The 15,397-nt window shown below is 37.6% G+C and carries 15 protein-coding genes; 2 read left to right on the forward strand and 13 right to left on the reverse strand.

The window, feature by feature from the left end:
- Positions 1-71 precede the first annotated feature (71 nt).
- A complete protein-coding gene (locus tag AC106S_RS01370) occupies positions 72-587 on the forward strand; it encodes a DUF4920 domain-containing protein (RefSeq protein ID WP_482437341.1) in 516 nt (171 codons plus the stop codon).
- Positions 588-877: 290 nt separating this feature from the next.
- Here AC106S_RS01370 and AC106S_RS01375 read toward each other — a convergent pair whose 3' ends face one another.
- Positions 878-1,987, reverse strand: a complete 1,110-nt coding sequence (locus tag AC106S_RS01375; RefSeq protein WP_482437342.1) for a M14 family zinc carboxypeptidase — start codon at positions 1,985-1,987, stop codon at positions 878-880.
- 828 nt (positions 1,988-2,815) lie between these two features.
- On the opposite strand from AC106S_RS01375, the gene AC106S_RS01380 reads away from it, so the two are divergent.
- Positions 2,816-3,352 (forward strand): helix-turn-helix domain-containing protein, encoded by a 537-nt coding sequence (locus tag AC106S_RS01380; RefSeq protein ID WP_482437343.1) that lies wholly within the window; start codon positions 2,816-2,818, stop codon positions 3,350-3,352.
- Positions 3,353-3,781: 429 nt separating this feature from the next.
- Here AC106S_RS01380 and AC106S_RS01385 read toward each other — a convergent pair whose 3' ends face one another.
- From AC106S_RS01385 to AC106S_RS01440, 12 genes are all read right to left on the reverse strand, one after another.
- Positions 3,782-4,948, reverse strand: coding sequence for a proline dehydrogenase family protein (locus tag AC106S_RS01385; protein ID WP_482437344.1), 1,167 nt, complete (start codon positions 4,946-4,948; stop codon positions 3,782-3,784).
- A 65-nt stretch (positions 4,949-5,013) separates the two neighbouring features.
- Positions 5,014-5,943, reverse strand: a complete 930-nt coding sequence (locus AC106S_RS01390; RefSeq protein WP_482437345.1) for a UbiA family prenyltransferase — start codon at positions 5,941-5,943, stop codon at positions 5,014-5,016.
- Between the two features lie 10 nt (positions 5,944-5,953).
- Positions 5,954-6,880, reverse strand: coding sequence for a mevalonate kinase family protein (locus AC106S_RS01395; RefSeq protein WP_482437346.1), 927 nt, complete (start codon positions 6,878-6,880; stop codon positions 5,954-5,956).
- A 167-nt stretch (positions 6,881-7,047) separates the two neighbouring features.
- Positions 7,048-8,538, reverse strand: a complete 1,491-nt coding sequence (locus tag AC106S_RS01400) for an MFS transporter (protein WP_482437347.1) — start codon at positions 8,536-8,538, stop codon at positions 7,048-7,050.
- Between the two features lie 106 nt (positions 8,539-8,644).
- The gene (locus tag AC106S_RS01405; RefSeq protein WP_482437348.1) at positions 8,645-9,823 is read right to left on the reverse strand and encodes an acetyl-CoA C-acyltransferase; all 1,179 of its coding nucleotides are present in this window, start codon (positions 9,821-9,823) and stop codon (positions 8,645-8,647) included.
- A gap of 60 nt (positions 9,824-9,883) precedes the next feature.
- Entirely contained in the window at positions 9,884-10,294 is a 411-nt protein-coding gene (locus AC106S_RS01410) for a hypothetical protein (RefSeq protein WP_482437350.1), read from the reverse strand.
- Positions 10,291-10,695, reverse strand: a complete 405-nt coding sequence (locus AC106S_RS01415; RefSeq protein ID WP_482437351.1) for a hypothetical protein — start codon at positions 10,693-10,695, stop codon at positions 10,291-10,293. Before AC106S_RS01415 ends, AC106S_RS01410 begins: the two co-directional genes overlap by 4 nt.
- Before the next feature lie 148 nt (positions 10,696-10,843).
- Positions 10,844-11,941: a hypothetical protein gene (locus tag AC106S_RS01420; RefSeq protein WP_482437352.1), complete on the reverse strand. Its 1,098-nt coding sequence runs from the start codon at positions 11,939-11,941 to the stop codon at positions 10,844-10,846.
- A 77-nt stretch (positions 11,942-12,018) separates the two neighbouring features.
- Entirely contained in the window at positions 12,019-12,726 is a 708-nt protein-coding gene (locus AC106S_RS01425) for a hypothetical protein (RefSeq protein ID WP_482437353.1), read from the reverse strand.
- The gene (locus AC106S_RS01430; protein WP_482437354.1) at positions 12,692-13,246 is read right to left on the reverse strand and encodes an RNA polymerase sigma factor; all 555 of its coding nucleotides are present in this window, start codon (positions 13,244-13,246) and stop codon (positions 12,692-12,694) included. The genes AC106S_RS01425 and AC106S_RS01430 overlap by 35 nt, the downstream gene beginning before the upstream one ends.
- A gap of 116 nt (positions 13,247-13,362) precedes the next feature.
- Positions 13,363-14,745: a nucleoside permease gene (locus AC106S_RS01435; protein WP_482437355.1), complete on the reverse strand. Its 1,383-nt coding sequence runs from the start codon at positions 14,743-14,745 to the stop codon at positions 13,363-13,365.
- A 22-nt stretch (positions 14,746-14,767) separates the two neighbouring features.
- Positions 14,768-15,367: a bifunctional nuclease family protein gene (locus AC106S_RS01440; protein ID WP_482437356.1), complete on the reverse strand. Its 600-nt coding sequence runs from the start codon at positions 15,365-15,367 to the stop codon at positions 14,768-14,770.
- Between the last annotated feature and the right edge of the window lie 30 nt (positions 15,368-15,397).

The following is a 15,397-nucleotide window of genomic DNA, read 5'->3' on the forward strand; positions in this document are numbered from 1 at the left end:
CCTGTTTTTTATCAACTTTTTATCCTTATTATATTCAATTTTAATTAGTACTTTTGAAAAAAATATTAAAAATGAAATTCAAAGCTATATTATTCGCGGCAGCTGTAAGTGTTTCTACTTTGGCTTTTGCACAGGAGACCTCACAGAAAAAATTCGGACCACCGGCAGGAAACGCTGTTGTGGGTGATGCTTACGGAGCGGGAGTTGCTTCTTCTTCGGAATCTAAAGCAATATCTGTTGAAAAATTAAGTAAAAAGCTTAAAAAAGACAATAAGAAAGTAGAAAATGTAGCCATTAAAGGTAAAGTTACCGACGTATGTGAGAAAAAAGGATGCTGGCTTACGATCCAGACTGAAGATGATTCTCAGTTTTTCGTGAAAATGAAAGATTATGCATTCTTTGTTCCTACCGCTCTAAAAGGGAAGAACGTTGTGCTGGAAGGTAATGCGGAAAGAAAAGTGACTTCTGTTGATGAGCAGAAGCACTATGCGGAAGATGCTAAAAAGCCACAGGCTGAAATTGATGCGATCACTAAGCCTAAGGAAGAGATCAGATTTGTGGCCAACGGAATCAAAGTGGTTAATTAGTTTTCTCTAATATATAAAACAGCATCCTCAAAGTTTTTTGAGGATGTTTTTATTTTTATACCACGGATACAGGAATGATTTACTGATTTTACAGATGGCACAGAGTTTTTAAATTTGCTTTTGTTGGGTTTGCGCAATGACGATATTTTTTCACCAGCTTTATGGTCATAAGGCGCAAAGATTTATCTTCGGTAAAATTTCATACCGGAAAAACGATCTAAACATCTTTGACTTTTCAGCGCCCTATTCATATATTCTTATAAAAAGAGAAAAAAAGCATTCCCGGCTCCTTAATCTTCTATTGTAAAATCAACAGGTGCATCCAGTTTAGGATATTTGGTCGCAGCTACGAATTTTTTTCCGGTACAGTCTATTTCCTGCCAGCCTTTTCTTTTTTTCACATCACCAACTTCCATAACGAAAGGGATAAAGGAAATTTCGTCTTTCCCCTCTTCAATTATTTCTCTATACTGAACCGCCACATCCAGAATGCATTCATGTTCGGTATTCAGTTTTACGTTCCTGTACATGATATCGTAATGGGTTTCTTTATTTTCAGGGATTTCAAGGTACTTTTCCCATCCTTCAATATCTGAATTCAGATCGCTTATGGCTTTCAACGCATAATATAAGGCTATTGTGTAATATTTTCTCGTCTGCTTCCTGGTGTAATCGTCTATAAAATGACCTCCTTCAAATAAGATAGTCGGCATTCCGGCTTTGATAAAATTATCTCCGGTAGAAGTGGGATAAAATTCATCTGAATATCTGCCAATATGATCGGGAATCAATTCTTTTAAATGTTCATATACTTTACCAATGACAGCCATGCATTTTTTTCTGTTATCGGTAATGGTACGTTCTACATTTTCCGAAGGCGCCAGAAATGAAAGTGTTGCCGGATGAATTCCGTCTGTGGTAAATATAGTACGCTGCTCATGGAGGTTTAATGCATAATCATATTTTTTTCCGGCAGCGGCATCTTTGAGGTATCTGATTTCTTTGCTGGCTTCATTATGAAAATCCCTGTTCAGGTCAATATCTGAAGCATTCAGCCTGGTCCATTTTTCTGAACCGTCCGGATTGAGCATAAATATAAAATCAAGGCTGATCTTACTGAACAGTTCCTGTTTCATTTCCGGAGCTTTATCCAAAGTCAGCAGTAAATCGAGCATAGCATGGGTAGCATTGGATTCGTTTCCGTGCATCTGCGACCAGGCCAGAACTTTAATATCTCCGGAACCGATACTTAAACGGTAAATAGGTTTCTCTAAATAGGATCTTCCTATCTCATTAATGTAATCGCTGAGATTCGTCTGTAAGTACGAAAATAATTTTTCAGGGGAAATATAGCGGTTTGGGAAATCAGGATTCGGAATATAGATTTGTTCAAAGTTCATTATGAAGTTGTTTACAAGAGTCAAATTTAGGCATTTTTGAGTAAAAATTAAAATTAACATATGTAAACTACCTAAACATCCTTAACTGCCATTTTGTCTGTGGATAAAATTGTGAATTGTGAATAATTCAAAACATATAATTTAAAATACTTTATTTCAGTAAGTTACAAATTTCACTTCAATGATAATACCAATACAACTTTAAGTATGGAAACGGGTGTTTATCGGTTGTTGACAGTTATTTTATCAAACATCAATAATGTGGATAACTTTACATGATAGTGCGATACACAATTGTAAACTGAATGAATTTTTGAAATTTTACCCAAATCCGGACTATAATGCACTGTGAAAGCAGAATATTATCTTTTAAGATTTACATTTGAAAACAAATTGACAATTTAACCATAAAAACAGTATAAATAACTTATAATTAGTACATTACTGGTTAATTTACTTTTGTATATATTGATTTTTCACTCGTTTTATTTCACAATACTACCTGTCTGCTTCTCATTTTAATATTGTAAATTACCCGTTAATATCATTGATATATAGCTATTTACGCTGTTTACGTTCCTAAATTAAGCTGCATCAAGTATAAGACAGAGTAAAAACCGGATATTTAGCTGCTGTAATCAGTTTAAATAAGCTGTTTACGTATGTTATGCATTTAATTGAATTCAAAATAAAATTAATATACTGATAATTAATCAATTACATTCATTTACATTTGTATATAATAACTTGTTCTTATTATTTACTTTTGTAATTTGCATTTGTAATTCTATTTATTTACATTTGTAAAATAATTAAAAACCTGTTTTGATGAGTTTGAATGATAGAATTTCCAAAGTGATAGAGTATTCTGCTTTTACTCCTTCTGAGTTTGCTGATGAGATCGATGTGCAGCGTTCTTCTATTTCGCATATTACATCGGGAAGAAATAAACCTTCCCTGGAATTTATCATAAAAATAAAATCCCGTTTCCCGGAGATCCTTTGGGACTGGCTGATAACAGGAGAAGGAGAAATGCTGAAAACGGAACTGCCGGAAACCGCAGAAGAAACGAAAGAAAAAACGGATGAGCAGCCGAGACCTACCCCGCTTCCGGATCTGTTCACTATGATGAGCAGTGATGAAGATACAGAACATACGGAAGCGTATCCTGACCCCCCAAAATCAGAGCTGCGAGAATCGTTTATACCGTCCGGAAGTACGGCTCACAGAAATTTATCCGATTCTCAGCGATTAGAAAATTCTCATGAACAGATTATTGCACAAGCTATTGGAAACCAGGATAATAAGATAAAACGTATCGTTTTGTTTTATGAGAACGGAAAATTCGAGAGTTTTGAACCATAAAAAAACCTGGCTAAAGAACATAACCAGGTAAAAAAATATTTGAAGAAGAAAACTAAAGCTATTGCTTTATTTAGTTTTGTAATTGTAAGAGTCTGTTCATTTTTTCTTTGACGCCAATCCGGGTTCATCAATCTACCCTCATCCTACTCCTGTTTCAACTCATACAGAAGAAGGTCATTTTATATTGAAGTCTGTTAAATACTGAACATCTTTATGATTTTATCAAATATAGAAAAACATAATGAAATTGACAATAATTTTATAATAAATTCAAAAATTAATTAACATATAAAACAACAATATAGATAATTATCAATTTCAAAAAAAGTAAAAATCTATGCAGAGTGACAATAAAAACGGTTTTTCTTCAATAAATGCATAAAAAAGACCTGCAGAAAAATACAGGTCTTTTTTTATTTTTGAAAGGAATTATTTTCTCCTTCTTTCCAGTTCCTTTTTAATAAGTCCGAGTTCTCTTCCGGTCTGTCCGGCCACAGAGGTATTTTCCCGGGCTCTTCTGGTAAGATAAGGCACAACATCCTTTACAGGTCCATAGGGAAGATATTTAGCCACATTATAGCCTTTATCAGACAGGTAGAAGGTGATATTATCACTCATTCCGTACAGCTGCCCGAAATATACATGAGGATTTCCGTTTTCAAGCGATTTAGCCTTCATTTTATCCATTACCAGTTCTGATGATACCTCGTTGTGTGTTCCGAAGAATGCTGAAACTCTGTCCAGATGATTCATAACAAAATCAATTCCGGCATTGTAATTTTTATCAGAAGCCTCTTTGTTCGGCTGGATAGGATCCGGATATCCTTTTTCGGCAGCTCTTGCTCTTTCTTTCTCCATATAAGCTCCACGAACGATCTTATAACCGATAAAATAATTCTTTTCCCTGGCTCTCTGAAGGTTCTGTTCCATATATTCCAGCCTTCCTGTTCTGTACATCTGGATGGTATTCCAGACAATAGGCTTTTCCTGATTATATTTTTCCATCATCTCTTCACAAAGATGATCTGCCGCATCCTGCATCCAGGTTTCTTCGGCGTCTACCATTACTTTTTTGTCATTCTCATGGCACAGGCTGCATACTTCATCAAATCTTTTTACCACTCTATCCCATTCTTCTTTCTGGCTGGAAGTCAGTTCGGCATTTTTACCTACGGCCTCATAGAGATCAATTCTTCCAAATGCAGTCGGTTTAAATACAATAAAGGGAATGGCCGGATTTCCCACTGAAAATCTTACAATATCCTTAATCTCTCTGCATACGGCATCAAAGGTTTCCTCATCTTCTTTTCCTTCAATGGAATAGTCAAAAATACTTCCAACTCCTCTTTTGAAAAGCTGTTTCACTACCTTCATGCTTTCTTCGCGTGTTTCACCTCCGCAAAACTGTTCAAACAATGTGTTTTTAACAATCCCGGTAACGAAAGGAAAGTTATGATGTACGGTAAAATTAAGGACAGAAGTTCCAAGACTTGTAAGAGCGGGCTGTTCAATCATTTTAAACATCCAGTACGCCTTTTTCAGTTGTGCATCAGATTTGTCTGCAAATGCAACTTTGGTATCGTTAAAAATGGGCATTCCTTTTTATTAAATTTAGTTCTGCAAAGGTAATGAATACCTCAGTTTATTTAAAGAAATTTTTTCTATAATTTGCTCTCAATTCCATTCAGAAGCATGGCAATAATTCCTGCAAAAACCCAGAATCTTAAAATATTGAGGGTAAGGAAAATCCTTCTCCGGGAGAAGTTCAGCAGCAAATAAATGCAGAGGATCATTACAAATAATCCACCGGCAAAATAATAGGCCATGAAGCCTGAAACTCCGGTTTTAAGAATGATTTTCCCGGATACGGACATTGTTACAAGCAGCAGCGAAATAATGATGATCCGGGTATTTCTGTTATTGAAATAATTCGGAATCGTGGTATAACCGAAAGTCTTATCCACACTTTTGGTCAGCATATCCTTTACAATATCTATACAGAGAAGAATCAGGAAAAGAAAAACGGCCATCAGCAGTACTTTCCAGGAGAAGGTCTCGTAATAGACCATCATTCCGAAGAAAGGATAGAGTGTAAGACTTACGAAGGTAAGATTATTGAGGATCAGAATCCGGCTCAGTTTATGGCTGTAAAACCACATAAAAAACTGGTATACAAGAAAGAAAACAAAAACCCTGTGTGAGATCATCCACGCTACACCCAGAGAAATAGCACTTAACGCCAGGTAAGCATACAGGAAATATTTCTGCTTGATAAAACTCTGGACCCTGGTGCGGAACGGTTTTACAATATGGTCTTTTTCCAGATCGTAGAACTGGTTGATAATTCCTCCCGCCAGGATCGTGAGTACCGTGCAGAAAATAATACCGTGTACTTTGAAATCGAAGACGAATTTTCTGAAGGTTTCATCCTGGTTAAACAGGAAAAAGGTTGAAACATAGAGGGCAAAAGTCAGGAGAGCGGCAACGAAAAACCTTGCTCCGAGAAGGAAGCCCACCAGTTGTGAGAATCTGTAAAATATAGATTTAGAGACATAGTTTTTGGACTGGAAAGTTTCTTTTTCAGAATTCATTCCAGGCTGTTTAAAATCTGTAAATCACTTCTTTTTGGAAACCGTCAAGCATTTTTTCGGCCTTTTCATAATCTTTGGTAAAGCCAAGGATATATCCGCCGCCGCCGCTTCCGCAGAGTTTAAGGTAGTAGGCATTGGAATCCAGTCCTTTTTTCCAGATCTTAAAGATACTTTCAGGAATCATGGGACGGAAATGTTCATAGGCCCAGTGGGAAAGCTTTTTCAGGTTTCTGAAGAAAGGATTCATGTCTTTTTTAAGGAAGGCATCAATGCAGGCATTGTTATAACGGATAAATTCTTCTTTAAGTGTTTTACGGAACCCTTCGGTTTTCATTTTTTCAAAGAAGATCTGGATCATAGGCCCTGTTTCTCCGGTAATTCCGCTGTCGATAAGGAAAATAGCTCCTTTTCCGGCTTCTCCCTCCGGAATGTTTACCCTGTCTAAATTTTCTTTATTTTCGATGAGAATCGGCAGGTTCATATAACAGATCAGAGGGTCCATTCCAGAACTTTTACCGTGAAAATAGCTTTCCATTTCTCCGAAAACAGTTTTCAATTTCTTCAGATTATCTTTTGAAATATGTTCGGAATCCAGTTTGCTTACTGAATATTTTTCGAAGATAGCCGCTACCAGAGCTCCGGAACTTCCGACTCCGTATCCCTGGGGAATATTGGAATCAAAGAAAAGTCCGTCTGCAATATCACTTTTAAAGCGCTCAATATCCAGTTTAAAATCGTCGGAAAGGTCAAGCGTTGTAAGGAAATCAGCGTATTTCTGCAGATGTCTGTTGGAGTTAAGTTCAAATTCAGAACTCAGATCAGAGAATTTCAAAGTCCCTTTATAGAAGCTGTAAGGTACTACAAGCCCCTGGGAATCTTCAATCATTCCATATTCTCCAAACAGAATTATTTTTGCATAAAATAGAGGGTTGGTCATTTTGACAATAAATCTTTTGACAAAGTTAAAAATTATTCTGCTGAATATAAGCAAAATCCACACCGAATTCTACATTTAATATAAAAATAGGCCTTTTTCTGTTAAACCGGGATAAGAAAATCTATAAAAAAAGCTGCTTCAGAAAAATGAAACAGCTTTTATATTTTTTACAAAGTCTCTCTGTCTTTGCGCATTTTGACTTTCAGGAACCGTATCAGAACCAGTCCTGCCGCGAAGAAAAGCGTCATGGAAAGGGCTGCAATACGCATATTATTGAAATGCTCAATTAATGTTGCAAAAATGAAGGTTCCGATAATGATGGCAATTTTCTCCAGTACATCATAGAAACTGAAAAACGTTGTGTTTTCCATAGAATCTTCCGGAAGCAACTTGGAATATGTTGATCTGGACATCGCCTGAAGACCTCCCATTACAAGCCCTACAACGGCTGCTACCCCATAAAACTGATATTCTACCGTAGGGTTTTCCTTATTCAGGAAATAAGCCCAAAGGCATGCTACAATCCATAAAATAATTGCAATGGAGATCACATTTCTGTTTCCGATCCTTTTTGAAAGTCTTGAAAAGATCACTGCCCCGATGATCGCTTCTATCTGAATGACCAGAAGTGTAGCAATCAGCTTATCCTGAGCCAGGTTGATCTCGCTTTTCCCGAATAGTGTTGCCATCAGGAAAATAGTCTGCATTCCAACGCTGTAAAAGAAAAAGCTGGAAAGGAAAAACTTCAGATTCCTGTCTTTGAAAAGCTCTCCTCCCACTTTGAACAATTCGTGGAAGCTTTCTTTAGCAATATCTTTATAAAAGCTTAAATTATCTTTCAGTACTTCAAAGAAACCTCCCTGTTCTTCGTGTTTTTTAAAGATATTCTTGTAGTTCAAAAGTACCAGGTCTTTCGGAAGTTTGTCTTTAACATCCCCAAACTGAGGAAGATGTTTGAAGGTATACTGTGAAAAACCGAACCACCAGGCACCTGTCAGCAAGAAACTGATTCTAGTAAACAGCAGCTGCTGTGCTGCTCCTTTTGCGAATACCTGAATAAGCACCAAACAGATTACTACGAGCACAACCGATCCGATATATCCATAAACATATCCTCTGGCAGAGAGTGCGTCCTGTTTGTCCTGCGTCGCAATATCCGGTAAAAAGGAGTTATAAAAAACGAGACTTCCCCAGAATCCGACGCTGGCCGTAATGCTGAAAAGAAGACCTAAAAACACATTATGCATTCCTGTAAACATCGCCAGGCCCATACATGAAGTAGCTCCCAGGTAGCAGAAAAACTGAAGGAATGATTTTTTATTCCCGATGGTATCTGCCAATGACGATAAAAACGGAGACAGCAGCACGACAATAAAGAAAGAGATGGTGAGTGAATATCCGTACACCGCATCTGGCTGATATTCTTCCCCGAAGATCTTAATCATGTGCCTTACGGGGACATCGATCCAGGTTTTGGTTTCCTCTACATATTCTTTTTTCTCATACGCTGTGGTAAGGATAGAGTAATAAATAGGGAAAATGGTAGAGGTAATCACCAGTGAATACACGGAATTCGCCCAGTCATATACCGCCCAAGCCTTCATAATCCGGGGATTATTTTTTATATTTTGAGGCTGTTGATTCTCAATTTCAGACATTTCAAATAAATATTAGTAGCACAAAAATAAAAAAACCATTAAGAAATGGATAAGATTTTAAAAAAATTATCGATTCCTTAATGGCAAAATACTCTCTGAGAGAATATTACATATTTTCAATAACGATAGCCGAAGCTCCTCCACCTCCGTTACAGATCGCTGCAGCACCATATTTTGCATTGTTTTGCTTCAATACATTGATTAGCGTAACAATGATTCTTGATCCTGAACTTCCCAGCGGGTGTCCTAAAGCTACTGCTCCTCCGTTTACGTTTACTTTGGAAGCATCCAGCTTTAAAATCTGGTTGTTGGCAAGTCCTACTACCGAGAACGCTTCATTAAATTCGAAGAAATCGATATCTGAAATTTCAAGACCTGCTTTTTTAAGAGCGACAGGAAGGGCTTTTGCCGGAGCTGTGGTGAAATTTTCAGGCTCCTGAGCCGCATCTGCATAAGAAACAATTTTTGCTAAAGGCTTTAATCCCAGTTCTTCCATTTTTTCTTTAGATACAAGGATAAGCGCGGAAGCACCGTCGTTCAGTGTAGAAGCGTTGGCAGCGGTTACCGTACCATTTTCTTTTTTGAATACCGTAGGAAGAGTTGCAATTCTGTCGAAGTTGACAGCTTTGTATTCTTCATCTTCTGCAAAAATAACAGGCTCTCCTTTTCTCTGCGGAATTTCAACAGGAACAACCTCATCATTGAATTTCCCTTCGCTCCATGCTTTTGCCGCTTTTTTATAAGATTCTACGGCAAAATTATCCTGATCTTCTCTTGAAATGCTGTAATCTGTTGCACATTTTTCTGCACATACTCCCATATGTACTTTGTTGTATACGTCAGTAAGGCCATCCAATACCATTCCGTCCGTCATTTTGATGTCACCCAATTTGGTAGCCACTCTCGCATTGTAATAATGAGGAACTGAAGACATATTTTCCATACCTCCGGCAACAATTACTTCAGCATCACCGGCTTTGATCGCCTGTGCAGCCATAGTTACCGCTTTCATACCGGAAGCACATACTTTATTTACCGTTGTAGACGGAGTCTCGATGGATAATCCTGCTCCAAGAGCTACCTGACGTGCCGGTGCCTGGCCTTCTCCTGCCTGCAGTACATTTCCCATATAAATTTCCTGAACATTTTTAGGATCAAGACCAATTTTATCTAATGCTCCTTTTACTGCCGCAGATCCCAGTTTTGTAGCCGGAACTGTTGAAAGGCTTCCCATAAAACTTCCCATAGGGGTTCTTACTGCGGAAACGATGAATACTTCTTTCATGTGTATTATATTTTACTTTTTTTAATTGATGAAGCCTCCAGACTTCATATTTTTACTCTTTTATTTAACTTTTACATAGGTAAGCTCAAACTCGCTGTTTTCAATCTTAGTCTGAACTTTCAGGAAATTGCCCTGTGTTTCCATAATTTTAACGCTGAAAACATCTCCTACCTGTACAGGATCATTTTTATCGGATTTTTCAGTAACAATTGCTTTATAATTGCAGTCGTCCACAAAAACCAGCGCTGATTTTATAAAATCTTTCCCGTTATTGAAATATTCGGTCTGAACATTGTCTTTAACGGTCATATACCAGATTCCTTCCGGATAATTTTCACGCAGAAATTTACCTGCCTTCATGTTTTTACATTTAGCCGGCTTATCCGGTTTGCTGAAATCCGCAGTCTGAGCCTTAGTTTTTGAAATTGCCAGCATCAGTATTGCGGCAGAAAATATTTTTATAGAGGTCATATCTGTGCTCTGTTGTTTAATTGATTGCGATTTCTGGCAAAAACCATCATGAAAGCCCCCAGAAATTCTACGGCCCACCCCCATTTAAGCTTTACGATTCCTGCAAAAGTTTCTCTCCAGGATTTAAAGGGTAAAAAACTGAAATACTCCAGCGACTGCATTTTGACAGCCACCAGGGTGAATGAGAATAAGATGATAAGCAACACCCCAAAAAATCTTACGATTTTCGCACTGTTATTCACAATACCAAATACGGCGCATGAGGCAAAGATCCAACATGCAATGGCCAGGTAATGATCCAGTTTCCAATAATTCCAGTTTCCGATGATGGGAACATGAACAAGGGGCATAAAGCTGCCTGCAACCACTAATAATAATCCTAATAACTGAATATTTCTCATAATTACTAAAGTGCCAAAATACGAAAAAAAACACACTAAAAAAAAGTGTGTTTCAAATTCAGATTATTACCGGACAAACGCTGATAAGTTTTTAAAAAAACAAATAAAATTAGGAATATTTCAAACGATTGTCAATTTTATTATTAAATTAAAAATAAATACTGGCAAGCTCTATCCCGATCTGAAGTCCGTATTTCTTGGTCAGCTGGGCATTATTATTAAATGTAGGAGTAAAATCCTTCTGAATAAATAAATTGAAGCCTCCGTAACCAATTCCGAATTTTCCTCCAACTACAAGATCGTTCATTCCGTATCCTACTTTTTCTCTTTCTACAATCCTTGATGAAAATTCATTGGAATACTTATTATAGATAACGGTTCCAACCCTTACTCCTCCGTATACTCCTAAAACAATACTTAGCTGGTCTTTCTTGTTATCTAAATAGGTATTTCCTTCAAATTCAACATATTTAGGGTTCAGAACAAACCTAAGATCTACAGGAACAAAAATATAGCTATTATTAAATCGGGTCTGTTTCAGATTACCTTTGGTAAATTCCTGTACAGACAGTGTATGTCCTTCCTGTGAATATACTTTTCCATATTTTGCAGAAAACTGATCTGAACGTAATCCTAATCCGAATCTGTAAAACAACGGGCTTTTAAAACCACCGACCTGGCTTTCGTATCTGAGCGCAAAATTATAGGAATTATACACTGTATTTTTCACTTCAGAATCTTTACTGTAAAACCTGAACGGCTGATCTTTAGAGGTCATATTGGTACCGATAAAGCTGAATGTCATGGCTAAAGAATTTAAAAGCTCTTTAGGGTTTTTTCGTCTTGCCGGGAACATTTCCATTTTGAATCCATTAGAGCCAAGCTGTAACGAATATCTGCTGGGAGGTATCGGATTTTTACCCTCTAAAACGGCATCTCTTACCATCTCTTTCGTAGCTTCTTCCAGCCCGGATTTTTCAGCCTCTATTTTATCATTGATGATTTGCTGATATTTTGAAGCTATTTCCGTGCGCTGTTTCTGTTTTTCATCGGATGTGATCTTATTCTGGCTAAAGCTTTTATCTATTACATCCAGCTCGGCATTCATCTTTGATTTTTCAGAGATTACAATACTGTCTACTTTTTTCGAGTACAGTTCTATCCTTGGATTCATCTGTTGCTTTTCCTGGGTAAAACCGTAGGTAAAAGCTGTTATTGCAGCCATTAGGGCGAGTTTAGTTTTCATATTTTTATTCGTTTTCAGACCATATTTTCTCACTGTCCTTATTCAAGGGCAGTATTTTTTCATATAAAAGAAGGATGTTATTTTGAATCGATATAGACCGTCACACCAAGAACTGTTACATTTCCTACATTCGGTACTACCCTGTCAAAATTGAAGGTTCCCATTTTTTTAGCATTTCTTGCTGCTTTTGCGCGGTTTTTATCGTATTCATTTCCCAGAAGAAGATCATCTGTACTGATGTAGTTTGTTTTCACCTGCTTCACTTCTGCGAGAACAGGAACATCCGGTGCGCTGATTTCTGTTTTTTCAGGGATATGATTTATTTTTTCCGGCTGTTTTGCAGCTATTTGTGACTCTTTATATTCAACAGTTTCAATACTCTGTGTTTTTATCTTTTTCAAAGGAATTGCAGCCTTATCGGCAGTTCTTTTTTCATGAAACTCATCTGCTATTTTTATTTCCTCTTTCTGAATTTGCTCTTTATGAGGATAAACCTGTGGATTCCGGATATCGGGGTTTGCTGTCTGTTCAATAGTTTTCTTAATAACATAGTCTGTTTTCTTAGTATCAGAAACATTTCCCAGGCTGCTGTAATAAATGAGCGTTCCTGCTGAAATCAGCAGCACTGCCACTGCTGCATACTTCCACCACTGAAAAGAAGGCTTTACTGCCGCTTCGGAATTTCCGTCCAGCTCCTGGTCCAGTTTTGCCCAAAGATCTCCGGAAGGCTTTATTTCGAGGGCCTCGTAATCAGATTTTAGCTGTTTCAGTATTTCTTTTTTCATTTTCCTGGTTTTTTAAAAATTCTGTCAGCCATTTTTTTGCCTTACTCAGCTGGCTTTTGCTGGTTCCTTCCGAGATATTGAGCATTTCTGCGATCTCGTGGTGCTTCCTGTCTTCAAATACATAGAGATTAAAGATCAGTCTGTATCCTGCCGGCATCCGGGAAAATATTTCTTCAATATTGATTTCCGCCAGGCGTTCATCCTGCTCTTCCTCCGGATGGTCTTCAGCAATTTCAATATCTGAGTAAAGAATATTCCTGTTTTTTCTGAGGAAGCTTACAGCGTCATTCACAACTATTTTTCTGAGCCAGAACGGAAAGCTTTTCCAGTCTCTGCATTCATCCAGTTTTGTAAAACATTTCAGAAATGCAGTGCTTAAAATATCCTCCGCATCATGAAGATTACTGACATAAGAATTGGCAATGGCCAGCATTTTAGCCGAAAACATCTCATACAGTGCTTTCTGGGCTTTCCGCTCCCGTTTTTTTGCCAGTAAAAAATTCTTTTCTAAATTCTTCATGTATCGGTTTCTATCTATAAGACGAACATTTCTTTAAATGGTTGCCCGAAAATAAAAAAAAACTGCACTTTTTTTCTAAAGTGCAGTCTAATATTTTAATTTTCAACAGGATAAATTTAATGATTCACTGAAGAAACTTCTTCCGGATTGTGCTTATGCCTGAACAGTACCGCAAAGAATACGGCCAGAACCAGGGCATAGATGGCAAAAGACAGCCATATCTGGTGCCAGTCTTTTACCATAACCACAGATGAAAGGGTACCATCCGGATTTACAGCAGCATTAAATCCGCTTTTCAGAATTTCAAGGAATGTTGGGTTATCCGGTGTGGTTTCCAGGTAAGTGGAAAGATCTGAAGCGGTTGTAAATTTATGGGTGAAAAATTTATCAATAGCCCAGCCTGCTATATAACTTCCTAAAACAGCTCCAAAGCCATTGGTCATCATCATAAATAATCCCTGAGCAGAAGAGCGTATTTTTTTATCTGTTGTTGTTTCCACAAAAAGGGAACCTGAGATATTGAAGAAGTCAAATGCCATTCCGTATACAATACAGGAAAGAATGATGAGTGAAAGTCCAAATCCGTCCGGAACACCGTAAGCAAAGAATCCAAATCTTAAAACCCAAGCCAGCATAGACATCAGCATAACCTTTTTAATACCGAATTTCTTCAGGAAGAAAGGAATTGCCAATATAAACAGGGTTTCAGAAACCTGGGAGATCGACATAATAATGGTGGATCTCTGAACAACAAATGAGTCTGCATATTTCGGGAAATGTGAAAATTCACTTAAGAAAACGTCCCCATACGCATTGGTAAGCTGAAGTGCTGCTCCCAAAAGCATTGAAAACAAAAAGAACAGAGCCATTTTATAGTTTCCGAACAGTTTAAATGCATTGAGTCCCAGCTGTTCTGATAACGGAGCGCTTTTGTCAATTAGCTTTTGCGGCGGGCATTTCGGAAGGGTCAGGGCATAAATCCCGAGCAGAATTGCTACTGCTCCGGCGATATAAAACTGTCCTTCGGTTGCTTTGTTTCCGGTAAGATTAGTAATCCACATGGCTACAATAAATCCTATGGTTCCCCACACACGGATGGGAGGAAAATCTTTTACCACATCCAGGTTACTATTTTTAAGAATAGTGTAGGAAATAGAATTGGCAAGGGCAATGGTAGGCATGTAAAAGCACATGGCAACAAGCATTACCGAAAAGAAGGAGTTAGGATCTGCGGAATGCGGCAGTATGAAAAGAATAGCACCGTAAAGAATGTGCAGTACCGAAAAAATTCGTTCAGCATTTACCCATCGGTCAGCAATAATCCCGGTGATGGTTGGCATAAAAATAGAAGCAATCCCCATGGTTCCGAAAACGGCTCCAAACTGGGTTCCATCCCAATGTTTTGTACCGAACCAAAAATTAGCCATCGTAATCAGCCATGCTCCCCAGACAAAAAACTGAAGAAAACTGAGGATGGTCAGTCGTAATTTTAAATTCATAGTTTATAATAAAGTATCTCTTTTAGTCAATTTTCTTTTTCCTCCTTTTAATTTCTTCCTGAATTTCAAGAGCAGTGTCGTAATCTTCTTCTCTTACGGCTTCATCCAGTAATTTCTGAAGTTCTTCCATAGACACTGATTTTAAGTTATCTTCTGACTGTACGGTTTCTGAGAATGACTGATCCTCTTTTGAAACGTCTTCCAGCTCAAGAAGGATTCCTGCTTCATTCAGTACCTGCTGAGTAGTAAAGATCGGTGCATCAAATCTTACTGCCATTGCAACGGCATCAGAAGTTCTTGCATCAAGAATAAGTTCCTCGTCGTTAGCTTTATTTTTAAAATTGATATTGGAGAAGAAAACTCCGTCTACAATCTGATAAATAATCACAGAAACCAGTTCGTAATGTGCAGAAACTATAAATTTGGTAAATAGATCGTGGGTAAGAGGGCGCGGTGGATGGATATCTTTTTCCAGTCCGAGAGAAATGGACTGTGCTTCAAAATTTCCAATGACAACAGGTAATTTTATGTGTGTCTCTTCATGTTCCAGTAACAAGGCATACGCGCCAGATTGAGTCTGGCTGTACGATATTCCGCGAATAATTAGCTGTTTATAATCCATAGCTACAAATATAGATTAATTTTTTATTGT

Source organism: Chryseobacterium sp. FR054 (assembly GCF_056844565.1).

What these genes read in the sequence shown, in the direction of transcription:
- AC106S_RS01370 (WP_482437341.1), top strand. Translation starts at nt 72, where the DNA reads ATGAAATTCAAAGCTATATTATTCGCGGCAGCTGTAAGTGTTTCTACT.
- AC106S_RS01375 (WP_482437342.1), bottom strand. Translation starts at nt 1,987, where the DNA reads ATGAACTTTGAACAAATCTATATTCCGAATCCTGATTTCCCAAACCGC.
- AC106S_RS01380 (WP_482437343.1), top strand. Translation starts at nt 2,816, where the DNA reads ATGAGTTTGAATGATAGAATTTCCAAAGTGATAGAGTATTCTGCTTTT.
- AC106S_RS01385 (WP_482437344.1), bottom strand. Translation starts at nt 4,948, where the DNA reads ATGCCCATTTTTAACGATACCAAAGTTGCATTTGCAGACAAATCTGAT.
- AC106S_RS01390 (WP_482437345.1), bottom strand. Translation starts at nt 5,943, where the DNA reads ATGAATTCTGAAAAAGAAACTTTCCAGTCCAAAAACTATGTCTCTAAA.
- AC106S_RS01395 (WP_482437346.1), bottom strand. Translation starts at nt 6,880, where the DNA reads ATGACCAACCCTCTATTTTATGCAAAAATAATTCTGTTTGGAGAATAT.
- AC106S_RS01400 (WP_482437347.1), bottom strand. Translation starts at nt 8,538, where the DNA reads ATGTCTGAAATTGAGAATCAACAGCCTCAAAATATAAAAAATAATCCC.
- AC106S_RS01405 (WP_482437348.1), bottom strand. Translation starts at nt 9,823, where the DNA reads ATGAAAGAAGTATTCATCGTTTCCGCAGTAAGAACCCCTATGGGAAGT.
- AC106S_RS01410 (WP_482437350.1), bottom strand. Translation starts at nt 10,294, where the DNA reads ATGACCTCTATAAAAATATTTTCTGCCGCAATACTGATGCTGGCAATT.
- AC106S_RS01415 (WP_482437351.1), bottom strand. Translation starts at nt 10,695, where the DNA reads ATGAGAAATATTCAGTTATTAGGATTATTATTAGTGGTTGCAGGCAGC.
- AC106S_RS01420 (WP_482437352.1), bottom strand. Translation starts at nt 11,941, where the DNA reads ATGAAAACTAAACTCGCCCTAATGGCTGCAATAACAGCTTTTACCTAC.
- AC106S_RS01425 (WP_482437353.1), bottom strand. Translation starts at nt 12,726, where the DNA reads ATGAAAAAAGAAATACTGAAACAGCTAAAATCTGATTACGAGGCCCTC.
- AC106S_RS01430 (WP_482437354.1), bottom strand. Translation starts at nt 13,246, where the DNA reads ATGAAGAATTTAGAAAAGAATTTTTTACTGGCAAAAAAACGGGAGCGG.
- AC106S_RS01435 (WP_482437355.1), bottom strand. Translation starts at nt 14,745, where the DNA reads ATGAATTTAAAATTACGACTGACCATCCTCAGTTTTCTTCAGTTTTTT.
- AC106S_RS01440 (WP_482437356.1), bottom strand. Translation starts at nt 15,367, where the DNA reads ATGGATTATAAACAGCTAATTATTCGCGGAATATCGTACAGCCAGACT.